This window comes from Deltaproteobacteria bacterium (assembly GCA_011375175.1).
Classification (GTDB): Bacteria; Desulfobacterota; GWC2-55-46; order GWC2-55-46; family DRME01; genus DRME01.
Genome location: DRME01000121.1, coordinates 1 through 17,876, shown reverse-complemented (window position 1 = coordinate 17,876; position 17,876 = coordinate 1). Strand labels below are relative to the sequence as shown.

13 protein-coding genes are annotated in these 17,876 nt (G+C 64.1%); all 13 read left to right on the top strand.

The features are described 5' to 3' along the window. Position 1: 1 nt before the first annotated feature. Positions 2-1,030, top strand: coding sequence for an ATP-dependent 6-phosphofructokinase (locus ENJ37_09770; protein ID HHL40782.1), 1,029 nt, complete (start codon positions 2-4; stop codon positions 1,028-1,030). Positions 1,031-1,204: 174 nt separating this feature from the next. Then, a complete protein-coding gene (locus ENJ37_09765; protein HHL40781.1) occupies positions 1,205-1,528 on the top strand; it encodes a hypothetical protein in 324 nt (107 codons plus the stop codon). Between the two features lie 64 nt (positions 1,529-1,592). Further along, the gene (locus ENJ37_09760) at positions 1,593-3,065 is read left to right on the top strand and encodes a DASS family sodium-coupled anion symporter (GenBank protein HHL40780.1); all 1,473 of its coding nucleotides are present in this window, start codon (positions 1,593-1,595) and stop codon (positions 3,063-3,065) included. Positions 3,066-3,377: 312 nt separating this feature from the next. Continuing rightward, positions 3,378-3,890 carry a hypothetical protein gene (locus ENJ37_09755; protein ID HHL40779.1) on the top strand — a complete coding sequence of 171 codons (513 nt, stop codon included), beginning with the start codon at positions 3,378-3,380 and terminating at the stop codon, positions 3,888-3,890. 12 nt (positions 3,891-3,902) lie between these two features. Beyond that, positions 3,903-5,021, top strand: a complete 1,119-nt coding sequence (locus tag ENJ37_09750) for a tRNA guanosine(34) transglycosylase Tgt (protein ID HHL40778.1) — start codon at positions 3,903-3,905, stop codon at positions 5,019-5,021. 107 nt (positions 5,022-5,128) lie between these two features. Then, on the top strand, positions 5,129-5,377 hold the full coding sequence (yajC, locus tag ENJ37_09745) for a preprotein translocase subunit YajC (protein HHL40777.1): 249 nt from the start codon (positions 5,129-5,131) through the stop codon (positions 5,375-5,377). Between the two features lie 76 nt (positions 5,378-5,453). After that, complete coding sequence (secD, locus tag ENJ37_09740; GenBank protein ID HHL40776.1) at positions 5,454-7,040, top strand: protein translocase subunit SecD; 1,587 nt, start codon at positions 5,454-5,456, stop codon at positions 7,038-7,040. Positions 7,041-7,107: 67 nt separating this feature from the next. Beyond that, positions 7,108-8,019, top strand: a complete 912-nt coding sequence (gene secF, locus ENJ37_09735) for a protein translocase subunit SecF (protein ID HHL40775.1) — start codon at positions 7,108-7,110, stop codon at positions 8,017-8,019. A gap of 186 nt (positions 8,020-8,205) precedes the next feature. Next, on the top strand, positions 8,206-9,783 hold the full coding sequence (locus tag ENJ37_09730; GenBank protein ID HHL40774.1) for a diguanylate cyclase: 1,578 nt from the start codon (positions 8,206-8,208) through the stop codon (positions 9,781-9,783). A gap of 62 nt (positions 9,784-9,845) precedes the next feature. Next, positions 9,846-11,261, top strand: coding sequence for an HD domain-containing protein (locus tag ENJ37_09725; protein ID HHL40773.1), 1,416 nt, complete (start codon positions 9,846-9,848; stop codon positions 11,259-11,261). A 160-nt stretch (positions 11,262-11,421) separates the two neighbouring features. Next, a complete protein-coding gene (recJ, locus tag ENJ37_09720; protein ID HHL40772.1) occupies positions 11,422-13,134 on the top strand; it encodes a single-stranded-DNA-specific exonuclease RecJ in 1,713 nt (570 codons plus the stop codon). A 460-nt stretch (positions 13,135-13,594) separates the two neighbouring features. Further along, positions 13,595-17,086 carry an EAL domain-containing protein gene (locus ENJ37_09715; GenBank protein HHL40771.1) on the top strand — a complete coding sequence of 1,164 codons (3,492 nt, stop codon included), beginning with the start codon at positions 13,595-13,597 and terminating at the stop codon, positions 17,084-17,086. 127 nt (positions 17,087-17,213) lie between these two features. Further along, on the top strand, positions 17,214-17,717 hold the full coding sequence (locus ENJ37_09710; protein ID HHL40770.1) for a hypothetical protein: 504 nt from the start codon (positions 17,214-17,216) through the stop codon (positions 17,715-17,717). The last annotated feature ends 159 nt before the right edge of the window (positions 17,718-17,876 follow it).

Sequence of the window (17,876 nt, the reverse complement as noted above, 5' to 3'; positions counted from 1 at the left end):
GATGAACATCGGTATTCTCACCGGCGGTGGCGACTGTCCGGGGCTCAACGCCGTAATAAGGGCGGTCGTCAAGCGGGGCTACCAGTTCGGCTACGAGTTCACCGGCATAAGGGACGGCTGGAAGGGACTGATCGAGGGCAACGTTACACCGCTGACGCGCGAGACCGTATCGGGCATTCTGCCACGCGGCGGCACCATCCTCGGCACATCACGCACCAACCCCTTCAAGAACGAAGGCGACGCGGACCGCGTCCTCTCCAACATAGAGCGTCTCGGTATCGGAGCCCTCATAGCCATAGGCGGTGACGACACCCTCGGCGTGGCGGCAAGGCTCCACGGCAAGGGAATAAAGGTCGTAGGCATACCCAAGACCATCGACAACGACCTCTCGGGCACGGACTTCACCTTCGGCTTCGATACGGCCGTAAGCATCGTCACATGGGCGCTCGACAGGCTCCACTCGACGACCGAGGCCCACCACCGCGTCATGGTCGTCGAGGTCATGGGCCGCCACGCGGGCTGGATAGCCGTCTACGGCGGCATCGCCGGCGGCGCCGACGTCATTCTCATCCCGGAAAAACCCTTCGACATAGACGACGTCTGCGAGATGGTGAGAAAGCGCAAGTCCCAGGGCAAGAACTTCAGCATAATCGTCGCCGCCGAGGGGGCCTTCCCCAAGGAAGTGGGCGGCATAATCACCAAGGACAAGGAACTCGACGCCTTCGGACATGCCCGCCTCGGCGGAGTGGGCGAGTTTCTGGCAAAAGAGATCGAGGAGCGCACGGGCAACGAGACCCGTTTCGTCGTGCTCGGCCACCTCCAGCGCGGAGGCACGCCCTCGCCCCACGACCGGATACTCGCCACCCGGTACGGCGTCAAGGCCGTGGAGTTGATAAACGAGGGAAAGTTTGGTAGAATGGTCGCCCTCCAGGGCAACACCATCGTCGACGTGACGCTCGAAGAGGCCACCAGCAAGACCAAGACCGTGGACCTCGAACTCTACCGCATAGCCGAGGTCTTCTTCGGCTGACTTACTTTCTTTTTGGGAAAAAGAAAGTAAGCAAAGAAAAACTGATGAATCTTGATGGACGCCGTAGCGTCGCGTCTGCGCCAAGCGGCCTTCATCTTTCTTCCTCTTGCTTTCTTTGGTTTTCCCCTGTTCTGCCAAGCAAGACAGGGGAAAACCAGTCGGAGGTCATCGCCGTTGCTCCATTCATACAACGTACAGCTCATGCTTTTTCTGCTCACCGCCGCGGCGGTGAACGTCCCCTTCGGTTACCTGCGCAGGGGGTACAGAAAGCTCTCGCGGCCCTGGGCCCGGTGTCTCTACGTGCCCATACTGATAAACATAGCCATGCGCAGGCTCATGGGTTTCTCCTACGAGGTCATCCCGCTCGTCGTCACGGCCGTGCTCATAGGGCAGGCCGCGGGCGGGGCGCTTCGGACCACGAGGATGGTCGCCGAGCACAGCGGCGCAAGGCGGCGCGAGGCCGGGGAGGCCGGCGGCGCTGACGCCGCAGAAGACTGAAGCCTTGGGCCGGGAGGCGCCCATAGAGGAGGTCCTAACGGAGGCCGAGGAGCGCTTCGAGAGGATGAGAAGCGCCGCGGGATTCGTGCTCGCCCCGCTCGTCTTCTTCGTTCTCTACCTCATGCCGGCCCCTTCCCTCTCCGCCGAGGCCCACAAGCTCCTCGCCGTCGTGGGGGCCGTGCTCGTGCTCTGGCTCAGCGAGGCCGTGCCGCTCCCGGCCGCCGCGCTCATAGGGGCGGTGCTCAACATCATGCTCGGCGTGGCGCCGGCGAAGACGGTGCTCGCCCCCTTCGCAGACCCCCTGGTCTTCCTCTTCATAGGTAGCTTCATACTGGCAGCCTCGATAACACACCACGGTCTCGACCGCCGCTTCGCCTTCGCCATCTTCTCTATCCGCTTCCTCGAAGAGAGTCCGCTGCGCCTTCTCTTCACCTTCGGCCTCATCTCGGCCGTCGCCTCCATGTGGATAAGCAACACGGCCGCCACGGCCATGATGCTGCCCATAGGAGTGGGCGTGCTCGGAGCCATGGGCGAGATGAGAAGCGGCGCGGGCGGCGGGCCGAGACGGGACCGTTTTTCCACGGCCATGATGCTCATGATAGCCTACGGCGCCTCGGTGGGCGGCATAGCGACGCCCATAGGCACGCCTCCCAACATCATAGGCATCGGCATGATGAACGAGCTCATAGGCGTGAAGGTGACCTTCTTCGAGTGGATGGTCTTCGCCCTCCCCATTACGGCCGCCATGTTCCTCTACCTCTTCCTCATCGTCGGCCCCCTTTACAGCCGCTCCGACGGGGCCGTCAGCGGCGTGGCCGGCTACGTGGCCGGGGCCCGCGCGCGGCTCGGCCCCATGAGCCGCGGCGAGAAGAACACGGCCGCCGCCTTCGCCGCGGCCGTCGTCCTCTGGGTCCTGCCCAGCATCGTGGGCCTTGCGGCGGGCAAGGACTCGGAGATATTCAGGCTCCTCGCCTCGCGGCTCAACTCCGGCATCGTCGCCGTCGCCGCCGCCTCCCTCCTCTTCGTGCTGCCCGTCTCCTGGAAGGAGCGCCGCTTCACCATGGACTGGGGGAGGGCCGCGCGCATAGACTGGGGCACCATACTCCTCTTCGGCGGGGGACTGAGCCTCGGAAAGCTCATGTTCTCGACGGGACTGGCCGAGGCCTTCGGCCGCGGACTCACGGGACTTACGGGCGCATCCGAGCTCTGGGCCATAACGGCCATAGGGACCCTCCTCGCCATCATACTCAGCGAGACGACATCGAACACGGCCTCGGCCAACATGGTCATCCCCGTCGTCATAGCCGTGGCCCAGGGCGCCGGCGTGCCGGCCATGCCGCCCGCGCTCGGCGCCTGTCTCGGCGCGAGCTTCGGCTTCATGCTCCCCGTCTCCACGCCGCCCAACGCCATCGTCTACGGGTCGGGACTCGTGCCGATCCTCACGATGGTGCGAAAGGGCATACTCTTCGATATAGGGGGGTTCGCCGTCATCATGGCGGGACTCATGATACTGTGCCCGCTCATGGGATGGACTTGACCTTTGCCGTGGAGCCTTTCCGTGTAAGGGGCGGATGTCCGGGGCCGCCTCGGACTCCGTTGCATGTGAGAGTGCTTGCGCGGCGGCCAGGGGGTCGGACCGCAAAGGCGTAACAACCCCGCCTGGCGCGGTCCGACCCCCTGGCCGCCGCCATTAATTACCCTGGGGGAAACTTTCTGAAGAAAGTTTCCCCCAGACCCCCTTCAAGGACTTTCAATACGAGTTGGTTTCCCCCTGTTTTGCCTGGCAAAACAGGGGGAAACCAACTCGCATTAAAAGTTTTTGGAGGGAGTATGAGGGAACCGTGGGCCTATGGCCCTTCTACAGAAGGTTTCCCCCGGCTATGGGAGGTTTCGTATGAGAGCTTTTGGGAAGTTCTGGGTTTTGCTGCTGGCGGTGCTCATGTGGGGCTGCACGTCGCGCTCCCTGCCTGACGAGGACGTGATCCGCCACATCGTCCGTCTCGGCGCCGAAGCCGCCGAGAACAACGACGTTAAGTCCCTCATGGGCTATGTGGCCGACGACTACAGTGACGACGCCGGCAACGACCGCCGCTCCCTCCGGGCGCTTCTGCTGCGGCGGCTTCTGACGGGCGAGAGGCTCACCGTCTTCCTGCGCGACGTGGACATAGAGGTCGAGGGCGAGCGGGCCCTGGTGGACGCGAGGGTCCTCTTTGTGAGGGGCGGCGGGCGCGTCTCGCTCTCCGAGGTCATACCGGACGAGGCCTCGGCCCTTCGCTTTTCGGTGGTCTTCGTCCGCAGAGACGACCGATGGCTCGTGCGAAGCGCCGCCTGGGAGCCCATCGGCGCGGCAGAACTCCTCTGAGGGGGGGCGGCCGTGTCGTTCGGTTTCGAGCTCTTGAAGAAGGACCCCACGGGGGCGCGGCTCGGGCGGATCGTCACCGGGCGGGGCGAGGTCCGAACGCCGGTCTTCATGCCCGTGGGCACGGCGGCGACGGTCAAGGCCATGACCCCCGAGGAGCTCGAAGAGATGGGCGTCGGGATCATACTGGCCAACACCTATCACCTCTGGCAGAGGCCGGGCCATGAAGTGATAAGAGGGCTCGGTGGTCTCCACCGCTTCATGAACTGGAAGCGTCCGATCCTCACCGACAGCGGCGGCTTCCAGGTCTTCAGTCTCGCAAGGCTGCGAAAGATCGAGGAAGAGGGCGTGCGCTTCCGCTCCCACATCGACGGCTCCACCTGTTTTCTCTCGCCCGAGAAGGCCGTGGAGATCCAGCAGGCCCTGGGCTCGGACATCATGATGGTCCTCGACGAGTGCCCCCCCTATCCGGCCACGCGCGACTACGCCGAGCGCTCCATGGAGCTAACCCACCGCTGGGCGGCGCGGTGCCGGGCCGCAAGGACCGGCGACTCGGGCGCGCTCTTCGCCATAGCCCAGGGAGGCATGTACGCCGACCTGCGGGCAAGGAGCGCCGAAACGCTCGTTGCCATGGACTTTGACGGATACGCCGTGGGGGGCCTGAGCGTGGGAGAGGAGAAGGCCCTCATGTACGAGATGGCGGCCGTGAGCGCCGCGGCGCTCCCGGAGGACAGGCCCCGATACCTCATGGGCGTGGGCTATCCAGAGGACCTCCTCACGTGCATAGAGCTTGGAATAGACATGTTCGACTGCGTTTTGCCCACGCGCAACGCCAGAAACGGAACGCTCTTTACAAGCGGGGGGAAATTGGTTATAAAGAATGGTCGATATGCGCGGGACCCCGCTCCACTGGACGAGAAGTGCCGGTGTTACACCTGCAGGAATTACTCGAGGGCCTATTTACGCCACCTCTTTCTCTCCGGCGAGATACTGGCCTCGCGGCTTAACACCATACACAACCTGCACTACTTCGTAACGCTCATGGCTAGGGCCCGGCAGGCCATAGCCGAGGGCCTGTTCGGCGCCTTCAGGCGGGAGTTTTCCGGTGCCCTGGAGCGCGGCGGGGCCGTCTGACGCCATTACGCACACAAAGGAGGTAACTCGACGTGTTTTTTATCTTCGGACCCACATTGGCCCATGCCCAGGAGGGGCCGCCTCCCGCGGCCTCGGGGATCATCAGCATGGTCCCGCTCATCATACTCTTCGTCATCTTCTACTTTCTTCTCATCCGGCCGCAGCAGAAGAAGGCCCGCGAGCACAAGGAGATGCTCGGCAAGCTCACAAAGGGCGACAGCGTCATAACCCAGGGCGGACTCCACGGCCGCCTCACCTCGGTGGGCGAGGAGACGGTGACCATGGAGATATCGGAGAACGTGAGGGTGAAGGTCGCCAAGGAGGCCATCGCCGTGAGAAAGCCCCACGAGGGCTGAACCGGCGCCTGAGGGGGAGGTTGCGCCGAGGTCCGCGGGGGCGGGAAAAGGTCATGGAAAACGGAGTCTTAGCCATATGAAAAGCATATTCTGGCGTCTCGTGCTGCTTGGCACATTCTCCGTGCTGGCGCTGGCGCTCTTTCTGCCGTCGACCAAGTACGCCCGGTATCTGCCGGACTTCTGGGTCGACTACATACCGAAGATAACCCTCGGGCTCGACCTCCAGGGCGGCATGCACCTGGTGCTCGACGTGGACCAGGAAAAGGCCGTCGAGAACTATACGGCGAGGCTTGCGGGCTCCATGGAGGCGGAGCTGAAGAAAAAGGGCCTGCGCCAGGTGACCGTGAAGCTCGAGGGCAACGACACGGTGGTCGTCACCTACAAGGACGACGGGGACCGCGGCAGGATAAACCAGCTCGTGGCCGAACGGTTCCCCCAGTTCGACAGGCCCGCCGAGTCGCCGGGGCGCCTGGCCTTCTCCCTCATGGATGCCGAGGCAAGGCGCATCAAGGAGTGGGCGAGCTCCCAGGCCCTGGAGACGATACGCAACAGGATAGACAGGTTCGGCGTGCGCGAGCCCGTCATCCAGCGCCAGGGCACGCGCCAGATAGTGGTGCAGCTCCCGGGGCTCAGGGACCCGGAGCGGGCCATAAAGCTCATAGGCAAGACGGCCGTCCTCGAGTTCAAGCTCCTCGACGAGGAGCACGACGTCTACGAGGCGCTCGAGAAGGGACCGCCTCCGGGCACGGAGATCCTCTACAAGCGCGCCAGGGACCCGGCGAGCGGGCGGGTCGTCGAGGAGCCCTACCTCGTGAAGAAGGAAACGCTCCTTACGGGCGATACCCTTTCCGACGCCCGCGTCCAGATCGACACGCAGTTCAACGAGCCCTACGTCTCCCTCACCTTCGATTCCACGGGCTCGCGCATATTCGAGAGGATAACGGCCCGCAACGTGGGCAAGCGGCTGGCCATCATCCTCGACGGCAACGTCCACTCGGCCCCGCAGATACGGGAGAGGATAGCCGGCGGCAGGGCCCAGATATCGGGAGGCTTCACCCACGAGGAGGCCACGGACCTGGCGATAGTGCTCCGCGCGGGCGCGCTGCCCGCTCCGGTGACGATCATCCAGAACGTCACCGTCGGCCCCACGCTCGGCCACGACTCCATCGAGGCCGGCATAAGGGCCGTCACCATAGGAGGGCTGCTCGTGCTGGTCTTCATGGTCCTCTACTACAGGGTGGCCGGCGTCATCGCCGACGTGGCCGTGATGCTCAACATCATCATGCTGCTCGGCGCCATGGCCTGCTTCAACGCAACGCTCACGCTGCCCGGTATAGCGGGCATAATACTCACCATAGGCATGGGCGTGGACAGCAACGTGCTCATCTTCGAGAGGATAAAGGAGGAGCTGCGGGCCGGGAGGACGCCGCGCTCGGCCGTGGACGCCGGCTACGACCACGCATGGTGGACCATCGTCGACTCCCACGTGACGACCCTCATAACGGCGGCCGTCCTCTACCAGTACGGAAGCGGCCCCATAAAGGGCTTTGCCGTGACCCTCGGTCTCGGCATCCTCATAAACCTCTTTACCGCCCTGGTGGGCACCAAGGTGGCGCTCGACATCCAGAACGACAAGCTCAGGGTCAGCAGGCTGAGCATATGAATATGAAAGGACGGGCGGGCCGCCGCCCCATGGGACGGCGGCCCCGTGCATCGCTCGTGGAGGCTCGATGGACATCTTAGGGGAGAGCAGGTTCGACTTTCTCGGCAAGAGCAGGATAGCCCTTGTATTCTCGACCGTCATGGTCCTGGTGGGACTGGCGGCCGCCGTGGCCATACCGCTTGGCAAGGCCAAGCTCGGCACCGATTTCTCCGGCGGCATAGCGATCCAGTTCCGTTTCGAGAAGCCCTACGCCATCGAAGAGGTGAGAAGCCTCCTCAAGGAGTCGGGCTACGTGGACGCCGACCTGCAGCAGTTCGCCGATCCCACGAGGCTTCTGGTCAAGGTCAAGCCCGAAGGAGGCGACCTGCGCGGTGTCTCGGCGGCCATAGGCGAAGTCTTCAAGTCCGGGCTCGCCGGCAACCCCTTCGAGGTGGAACAGACCACCGAGGTCGGGCCCACCGTGGGAGGCAAGCTCCAGCGCGACGCCCTGACGGCCATCGTCATAGCGCTGGCCCTGATACTCCTGTACGTGGCATGGCGCTTCGAGCTGCGCTTCGGCGTGGCCGCCGTGGCCGCCACCTTCCATGACGTGCTGGCCGTGCTCGGCGTGCTCTTCGTCATGGACAGGGAGATAAACTTTCTCATCGTGACGGCGCTGCTCACCATCGCAGGGTACTCCCTCACCGACACGGTCGTCGTCTTCGACAGGATACGCGAGAACCTCCGTCGCAAGACCAGGGAAGAACTCCCGCTTCTTGTGAACAGGTCCATCAACGAGGTCTTGAGGCGCACCATCGTCACTTCTCTCACCACCTTGCTCGTCCTCGTCGCCCTCCTCTTCCTGGGCGGCGAGGTCATCCACGACTTCTCGCTCACACTCTTCCTCGGTGTGCTCGTAGGCACCTACTCATCCATCTTCGTGGCAAGCCCGATCCTCCTTGCGTGGAAGGGGAGGAAGGGCAAGCTGCTGCAGCGCTGACCCGCCGCCTTCCGGCCCGGCCGGGCGGACGCCGCCGCCGCGCCGCAGGTCTGCGAAGGGGCCGCCGTGACGGGCGTCGTCCCGTGCGCCGGCCCCGACCGTCTCTGCGCCCCGTGCTTCGAGGCGGGGGCTTTATTCGGAGGTGGCGTTTTTTCTGTTTTTGTGATACCATGAAGTAGCCGTCCCATGCCGGGCGGCCGGGCGGCGGGTCGCTGCGGAATCATAGTGCATGGAGAGCCCCATCGAGTGTCTTCAACGTTGAATCTCGACCTCACATTATGGCGTGAGTTCCAGGCCGGGCTGTCGGGTCTCCTCAACATCCCCATCTCTCTCAGCGGGGCCGACGGCAAGATCATCGTCCCCCCTTCGGTGGAGAACCGCGTCTGCAGGGTCGAGCTCGAGAGCGAGGGCGGACGCCGTTGCGCGGAGAGCTGTGCGCGGGCCGTTGCAAAGGCGCTGCGCACCAAGAGCATATATATCTTCAAGTGCCATAAGGAGCTTTTCAGCTTCGTAATCCCCGTCTTCCTCGACTCGTCCAGCGCGCTCGCCATCGTCGGCGGACGGTGTCACCTCAGCGGTGTCGTCGCAAGCTCGAGGGGCGCCGGAGGAGCCGACGACGTGAGGACCATGTCCCCCCACGAACTCTTCACCCTCCCCGGTTTCGTCGAAAAGCTGGCCGTGCCCGTTCTCAGGGGGCTCCACGCCAAGGGCCTGTGCGCCAGCGAGCTGCGGCGCAGGGAGTCGCGCAGGGGCCCGCTCAGGTCCATAGACTCGCTCGACGAGGCCGTGAGCACGCTCGCCTCGCTCACCGACCGCGAAGAGCTTCTCAAGGCCCTTCTCGACAAATCCATCGAACTCGCCGGAGCCGAACAGGGCTCGGTGCTGCTGCTCGAAAACGACGGAACCTCGCTGTCGGTCAAGGCCGCCAAGGGCATGGACAAGAGTATCGCGGAGAACCTCAAGATACGCTGCGGCGAGGGCATCGCCGGCTCCATAGTGGAGAGCGGCAGGCCCGTCATCGTCACCGACATCGAGAAGGAGGGGCCGGCCCGCAAGAACAGGCCCCGCTACAAGACAAAGAGCTTCGTCTCCATCCCGCTCCGCATGGAGTCGCGCGTCATAGGCGTGCTCAATCTCTCGGACAAGATCACCGGCGAGGTCTTCTCCGAGGAGGACCTCAAGCTCCTCCTCTCCCTCTCCAACTACGCCTCGATTGCCATCGAGCGGGGCGTCTACTACAACATGATAGAGGAGCTCAAGGTCATCTCGGTGACCGACGAGCTCACGGGCATCTTCAACCGGCGCTACTTCCAGGAGAGGCTCTTCGAGGAGGCCGAGCGCGCCAAGCGTCACAGCGAGAACTTTTCGATATTCATAATAGACATCGACGACTTCAAGGCGCTCAACGACCGTTACGGCCATCTCGTGGGCGACGAGGTCCTCAAGGGCACGGCCACGGCCATAAGGGACGCCGTGCGCTCCATAGACGTGGTGGCGCGCTTCGGGGGAGAGGAGTTCGGCGTCATACTCCCCTATACGTCCAAGATAGACGCCTTTGTCATAGCCGAGAGGATAAGAAAGGGCGTTGAAAAGTACGGCTCCGTAATCAAGGGCATGCCCTTCAGGGAATGGCCCACCATAAGTCTCGGCGTGGCCGAATTCCCCCGCGACGCCGAGACGATTGAAGAACTTCTCTACAAGGCCGATAAGGCGATGTATATGGCGAAGGCCCGCGGCAAGAACAGGGTCGTCGTCAGCGAGTGAGACGACAAGGCGGCTGAGCGTTTTTTCTCCGTCAGCACCGCCGGCATCATGGCGGAGGCGGCATGACGCGCCATCTTTCCCAGGGAAGGGAGGAGATCATCCTGATGAAGACCGACGAGCCCATCGAAAAACGTTTTGCAACGAGCCTGGACCTCATAGCCGACCTCGGAGAGCTCATAAGTTCGCACCGCGACTTCACGACCATCGTCAACTCGTCGCTCCACATGATACTCGACGCCTTCGCCGCCCCGGCCGGAGCGGTGCTCCGCTACGACTACGAGAAGAAGTCCATCCATCCCCTCGCATCGAAGGGCACGGGCGTCGACGATGTGGACATAGAGGTCGACAGGGAGGTGCTGCGCTGGTTCCTCGAGAACAAGCGTCCCGTCGCGTGCGGCGCCCTCGAACCCGGCGGCCCCCCCGCCCCCCCCGCCCCCCCCGCCCCGGACGCCTCCGGCGAGACGGAGGTAGCGCACCTGTCGGAACCCGACGGCGCGCGGACGTATCGGCCCTGCGCCGCTACGGCCCAGACGGGACGCTTCGCCCGCAGGCTCGCCAGTATCTTCGGCGCAAGGCTCGTTGCTCCCCTCGTGGTGCGTGACGAGTTCCTCGGCCTCCTTCTGCTGTGCGGCCCCATGAAGCCGCTCTCCTCGAGCGGCGCAAGCGAGATCAAGATACTCTCCATCCTGACCCAGCAACTGGCCAGCACTCTCCAGAGCCACTCGCTGCTCAAGAAGCTGATGCACAAGTACCAGGAGAACAAGACCCTCTACGAGAACCTGAGCCTCATATACTACGAGACCATACTGGCCTTCTCGGCGGCCATCGACGCAAAGGACGTCTACACCAAGGGGCACTCCCAGCGTGTGTCGGCCTACGCCTCGTCGGTCACCAAGGAGATGGGCTGGAGCGACGAGGAGACCGAAGGCATAGGCATAGCCGGCCTGCTCCACGACGTGGGCAAGATCGCCATAGACAAGTCCATAATAAACAAGCCCTCCAGGCTCACCAGCGTGGAATCCACGCAGCTCAACTGCCACCCCGTCATAGGCTACGAGATCCTCTCCAAGATAAGGCTTCCCTGGAAGGGCATCTCCAGGGTCATCCGCCACCACCACGAGCGGGTGGACGGCACGGGCTACCCCGACAGGCTCGCGGGCCCGGCCATACCGGTGGGCGCCAAGGTCCTCGCCCTGGCCGACTCCTTCGACGCCATGACCACCGACAGGCCCTACCGCAAACGCCTCTCCTTCGAGGAGGCGATGGCGGAGATAGAGGACAATCTCGGCCGCCAGTTCGACCCCATGGTCGTGGTCCACTTCGTCTCGGTCATCGTAAAGGAGCTGGACGGCAAGGTCGAAAGGCCGTCGGTGACCTCCTTTCTCGCCGAGGACATAAGAAACGACCGCACCAGGCGCTACCTCGCCGACCTGAAGAAGAGACTCTCCGGGACGGCGAGGCCCACACACAACTCTTGACTGCCGCCGCCGTTGGCTGTACCATAGAGGGGCTTCCGGCCGACCCTTCCCCGGCGGGGAGAGTTGCGGGAGCGTGCCGGCTCCTTGCAGGCCGGCCTGCGGCGCAGCTCCGCCCGGGCCGCCCGGAGGGGGCGCCGCGCAGGAGGAGGTCTTTTGGCGTATGGAAAAGCGTTGGGAGGTGAGGGAGCCCGACCCTGGGCTTTTGCGTCTCTTCGAAAGGGACCTCGACGTCCTCCCCGTGACCGCCCGGATACTTGCAAACCGCGGCCTTGTCGACAGCGACAGGGCCTTTTCCTTTCTCAGACCCCGGCTCAAGGACCTGCGAAGCCCTTTTCTGATGAAGGACATGGACAGGGCCGTGGGACGCACCGTCGAGGCCGTTGAGCGGGGGGAGACGATAGCCCTCTACGGCGACTACGACGTGGACGGCGCCACGGCCACGGCGCTGCTGCACTCTTTCTTCAGGGACATAGGCGCGGAGACGGTCTGGTACATACCGGACAGGCTCGGCGAGGGCTACGGCCTGAACGCGGGCGCCGTGGAGAAGCTCGCCGCAAGGGGCGTTAAGCTTCTCATAACGGCCGACTGCGGTGTCTCCAACGGCGACGAGATACGGAGAGCGGCGCAGCTCGGCGTGGACGTGATAGTGACGGACCACCACGAGATGCCGCCGGAGCCTCCGCCGGCCCTGGCCCTTCTGAATCCGAAGCAGCCCGGCTGCGCCTTCCCCTTCAAGGGGCTCGCCGGCGTCGGCGTGGCCTTCTTCTTTCTCATGGCCCTGAGGTCGCGCCTGAGGGAGCTCGGCCGCTTCCGCCCGCCGGCAAGGGAGCCCAACCTCGCCAGATACCTCGATATGGTCGCCGTCGGGACGGTGGCCGACATGGTGCCGCTCGTCGAGGAGAACAGGGTGATGGTGAGCCACGGGCTCAAGGTCCTCGCCGAGACGGCGAGACCGGGGCTTCGGGCCCTCAAGGAGGTGGCGGGTCTCGGCGCGGCCAACAAGGTCTCGGCCGGGGCCGTGGCCTTCCAGCTCGCCCCCCGCATAAACGCCGGCGGCCGCGTGGGCAGCGCCGGCGCGGCCGTTGAGCTGCTCGTCTGCTCCGACATGGAGCGGGCGAGGAGGCTCGCCTCGGAGCTGGACGCCGAGAACACGCGCCGCCAGGGGCTCGAGGCCGCCATACTCGAAGAGGCGCTCGCCATGCTCGCCGGAGGCTGCGACGACAGGGCCATAGTGCTCGGCAGCGAAGGCTGGCATCCCGGTGTCATCGGCATCGTCGCCTCCAGGCTCGTCGACAGGTTCTCGAGGCCCACCGTGCTCATAGGGTTCGACGGCGAGGTCGGCAAGGGCTCGGCCCGCAGCATAAGGGGCTTCGACATCCTCGAGGCCATACGTTCCTGCTCGGCCCTCCTCGACAAGTACGGCGGCCACCGGGCCGCGGCGGGGCTCTCCATAAGGCGCGGGCTCGTCGAGCGCTTCCGCGAGGAGTTCACGGCCTTCGCAAACGAGCGTCTCGACGACGAGGACCTCAGGCCGCTCGTGGAGGTCGACGCCCTCGTCTCCCTCGAGGAGCTCAACGGACGCCTCCTCTCGGAGATAGAGATGCTCGGCCCCTTCGGCGTCTCCAACAGCGAGCCCGTGCTCGGCGCCGTCGACGCGCAGATAATCCAGACGCGGGTCGTCGGCGAGCGCCACCTGAAGATGACGCTCAGACAGAACGGCGCGGCCAGGAGCGCCATGGGCTTCGGCCTCGCCGACATGCACCCCATGAGCGGCGGCGGTTTCGACATCGCATTCTCCCCCTATCTGAGCGAGTGGCAGGGCGTAAAGGAGCTGCGCCTCAAGGTGCGCGACATAAGAAGACCGTCGGCCTGAAGCCCCCTTCCGCCCGTTACCTCTCCATTTCTTCTCAGCGGCCGTCTCGTGGAGGGAAGCTCTCCCTCCAAAAACTTTCAATGCTTTCGGACTCACCTGATTTTGCCTGCAAAATCAGGTGAGTCCGAAAGGTATTGGAAGTCTTTGAGGGGGCTTGCTGCCTTGGGGGGCGGTAGCCGGGGGAGGTTCGGGCCGCAAAGGCGTAAAGACCCCGCCTGGCGCGGGCCGAACCTCCCCGGGTACCGCCGGGCATCCGAAAGACATATCGAGGTGCATGGGAAACGAGGGCCTACGGCCCTTCTTCAGAAAGTTTCCTCCAGGGTAATTAATCCCTTGCAATTACATTTGTGCCGGTATAGAATCGGCATTTATGTGCTATAATGAAATAACATCCGTCATGCATGCAGGGAGTTGAAGACTTTTTTGGTCTCTGAAGGCCGCTTTCTCCACGGGAGTGTCGATGAAGAACCAATCTCTTTCGGTCAAGGCCCTTACGGCACTTCTCCTCATCCTCCTGCCCATCCTCGTCGTCTTCATAATAGGTTACATAAGAAACAGGGAGCAGATGGAGCGCCACGTGCTCGAGGAGATCGACTCGCTCGCCGCTGTCTACGATGACTTCCTCGCGCGCGCTCTGGAGGGTTACAGGGACAAGGCGCGGCTTCTGGCCGCGGAACTCGCTTCCGCGCCCGATCCCCTGAGCCCCGGGAGGTTCGACGCAGTGGCCGGCGGCCATGGGACACACATCTTCGGCGACTCCGTGGAGACGATACTGGTCGCGGACGCCGACGGCGCCGTCCTGGCGTCGCTCGGGAACGGGGGAGTCCCGGGGGAGGATATGGCGGCCGTCGTCGCCTCGCTCGCCGGCAAGGGGCCGGCCGTTGCGCAGATGCGCGTGGGCTCGGACGGTCTCTTGCTGCTCGTTTCGGCTCCCCTGGGCCGCGGCGCGGGGGGGGGGGCCCCGCCACGCACGCTCGTTGTGGCGCTCAGGGCCGCCGACCTCGAGGGACTCATCGGCTCCCACGCGGGCGGTGGCGGCGGGCCTCGCGCGGGCCGCTACGTCTACATTGTCGACCGTGACGGCGGGCTCGTAGCAGGAGAGCCTCCACGGCGAAGGCCGCACGGCGGGTGGGCGGAGCTGCGGGCCGTGAGGGCCTGCATCGACGAGGGGAGAAGTCTCGTCGGCTTCTTCGGCGACGCCGGACCGGGCTCGTCGGCCCTGGCCCTGGCGTCGCGCTGCCTCGACGAACCGGCCTGGGTCCTCATCGTCGAAGGCGAGAGCGCCTCGCTGCTTGCGGCCGGCAGGATCATGCTCCGCGACGCCGTCGCGGCCGCCGTGGTCGTGGCCTCGCTTGTGGGCATGCTCTTCATCCTCTTCCACAGAAACGTGGTCCGCCGTCTCCACGCCCTGGCCGCGGCGACGGCGGAGATATCGAGGGGCAACTTCGAAGTCGAGCTCCCGCCAGGTCCCGGCGACGAGATCGGCGCCCTGAGCGCCGCCTTCAACGACATGGCCGCGGCCATAAGGCGCAGCACCGAGGCCCTGAGGGAGAGCGAGGCGCGGCTTCGCAACGCCCAGCGCATAGCGGGGCTCGGCACCTGGGAGTGGCATATCGACAGCGGGGAGTTCGTCTGTTCCGACGAGAGCCGTCGTATCTGCGGCTGCAGCCCCGGCGAGGGGGGCTCCACCTACGAGAAGTGCCTGGAGATGATCCGCCCCTGCGACAGGGTCCGTTTCGAAAAGGCTGTGGAGAGGGCGCGCTTCGCCGGTGAGCCCCTCGACGTGGAGGTCCACATCGATCTTCCCGGCGGCGCCATGCGCTACGTCCACATCGAGGGCGAGGTGACCAGGGACGCCGCCGGAAGGCCGGTCAAGGTGTCGGGCACGATCCACGACATCACCGAGCACGTGGAGGCGCAGGAGAAGATAAGGACGCTTGCGAGCATCCCCGAGGAGAGCCCGTCGCCGGTGCTGCGGGTAGACAAGGATGGGGTGCTGCTCTACGCCAACGCCGCGAGCAGGCTCTTCATGGAGGAAGAGGGCTTCGAGCTCGGAAGGCCCGTGCCGCAAGGCTGGCGCGAGCGCTTCAGGGAGGTCTTCGAGGCCATGGAGTCCAGGGAGTTCGAGGTGAGCTCCGGCGGGCGCACCTACTCGTTCACCCTCTCTCCCGTGCCGGAGGCAGGCTATATCAACGTCTACGGCCTGGACATAACCGAGCGCAGGCGCGTGGAGGCGGAGCTCAGGAAGCTCTCCACCGTCATAGACAAGAGCATAAACATCGTCTTCATAACAGACAGGGACGGCATCATCGAGTACGTAAACCCCGTCTTCGAGACGGTCACCGGCTTCAGCCGCCGCGAGGCCGTGGGCCGCACCCCCCGCATACTCTCGTCGAGCGAAACCCCCGAGGTCTTCTACAGGGACCTGTGGAAGACGATAAAGAGCGGCCGGACCTGGCGGGGCATCTTCAAGAACAGGAAGAAGAGCGGCGAGCCCTACTGGGCGAACGGCATCATAACGCCCATAATGGACGACAACGGCGAGATCACCCACTTCCTGGCCGTCCAGGAAGACATAACCGACAAGCTGCGGACGGAGGAGAAGATACGCAGCCTCGCAAGCTACGACAGCCTCACGGGACTGCTCAACAGAAGGAAGTTCGTAGGGGAGATGGACCGGTGGATCGCCTCGGCAAAGGGCCGCTCGAGCACGGCAGCGCTCCTCGTGGCCGGTCTCGACGAGTTCAGGTTCATAAACGACACGTACGGACACGCCGTGGGCGACGACCTGCTCAAGAGGGTGGCCATGCAGCTTCGGGTGGAGACCTTTTCCCACCTCGTCGACGGCGCCGGGGCCGACGAGGAGGCGAACAGACCCTTTGTCGGCAGGCTCGGCGGCGACGAGTTCGCCGTATTCGTCCCTCTCGCCGACGCGGAGGCCGGACTGCTCGTCGCCGAGGAGATATGCCGGAAGATCGAGTCCATGCCCCCCGTGCAGGGCCTCGTGGTGGCCACGGTGAGCATCGGCGTCTCGCTCTACCCGGGGCACGGCGAGTCCTCCAAGGAGCTCTTGAAGAGGGCCGGCGCGGCGCTCTACCGGGCAAAGGAGCTGGGCCGCAACAGGGCCCATCTCTACCGCAGCGACGACCGTTACCTCGAGGAGGTCCAGTCCCGGTTCACATGGAAGAGGAGACTCCAGAAGGCCCTCGAAGAGGACAGCTTCGAGCCGTGGTTCCAGCCGATCCTCACCGTGTCGGACGGCTCCGTCAACCATTACGAGGTGCTGGCCCGTATGCGCGACGAGCACGGAAAGGTGATGCTGCCGGGACTCTTCATCAACATGGCCGAGCGCCTCGGCTACATCGGCGCCGTGGACAAGGCCGTAAAGGAGAAGGCCCTGAACGTGCTGGCCGAATTCAGGCGCAGGGGCAGGAACCTGAGCTTCGCCATGAACCTCTCGGGCAAGGTCATAGGCGACGAGAAACTGCTCGACTATCTCAAGCGAAAGATAGACGAGACGGACGTGGACTCCAGCAGCATCGTCTTCGAGATCACCGAGACCGAGGCCCTCAAGGACATGGACAAGGCCATAAGGTTCATAAAGGCGCTCAAGTCCATGGGCTGCCTCATCGCCCTCGACGACTTCGGCGTGGGCTTCACCTCCTTCTTCTACCTCAAGGAGCTTCCCGTGGATTTCATAAAGATCGACGGCTCCTTCATAAAGCGGCTCGACGAGAACCCCGAGGACCAGCTCTTCGTCAAGGCCATAGTGGACGTGGCCCGGGGACTACACATAAAGACCGTGGCCGAGTTCGTCGAGAAGGAGGCCACCTTCGAGCTGCTCAGGACCTACGGCGTCGACTACGCCCAGGGGTATCTCATAGGAAGGCCGGCTCCCCATATAGAGCATTCCCCCTTCCCGCGCCCTGCCGAGCGGGCCAATTCCGACTGAGCGCCCCGGGCCGTGAGAGCGCCGCGCTCTTGCCGCTGCTCCCTCCGCGACAGACAAAACAGTGGATACCTCCGTGGATTTCTGGTATCATTGATGCCGTCCATCCGATATGTGAGGAGGTGCCGACATGGCGCAGCAGAAAAAGCCTTCCGGGCTTCTCAGGGCCTTTTTGACGAACCACTGGGGCGGGGCCATATTCGTCTTCGGCTTCATCCACCTCGTGGTGGGAGGCTACATGGTCGCCTTGACGGAGCTGCCGAAGAAGTTCGGAGTGGAGACCACGGGCAGCATCGTGGAGAAGAAGGCCGTCAAGGTGTCGAGAAAGAGCGTGGCCTACCGCATAATCTACCGTTTCGAGGATCGAAACGGCCGCATTCACGAGGGCGAGACGCCGGTGGGGCAGACCTTCTTCAGAAACTCCCATGACGGAGACGAGATCAAGGCCGCCTACCTCTCCTTCATGCCCTCGGTCCACTACATAGAGGGCGGGGCGAGTTCAGGCATCGGCACCCTCATCCTCCTTTCCGGCATTGGCATAACCCTTGTGAGCCTCTTCCTCCTCATGCTCGAGCACCGCAAGGTGCGCGACGGCGACGAGGACAACCTGCTCGGCATCGCAAAGAGCTCTTAGGAAAGCTCTGATTAATTACCCTGAGGGAACCTTTTTTGTAAAAAGGTTCCCTCAGACTCCCTCCAAAAACTTTTAATGCGAGTTGGTTTCCCCCTGTTTTGCCAAGCAAAACAGGGGGAAACCAACTCGTATTGAAAGTCTTTGAAGGGGGGCTGGGGG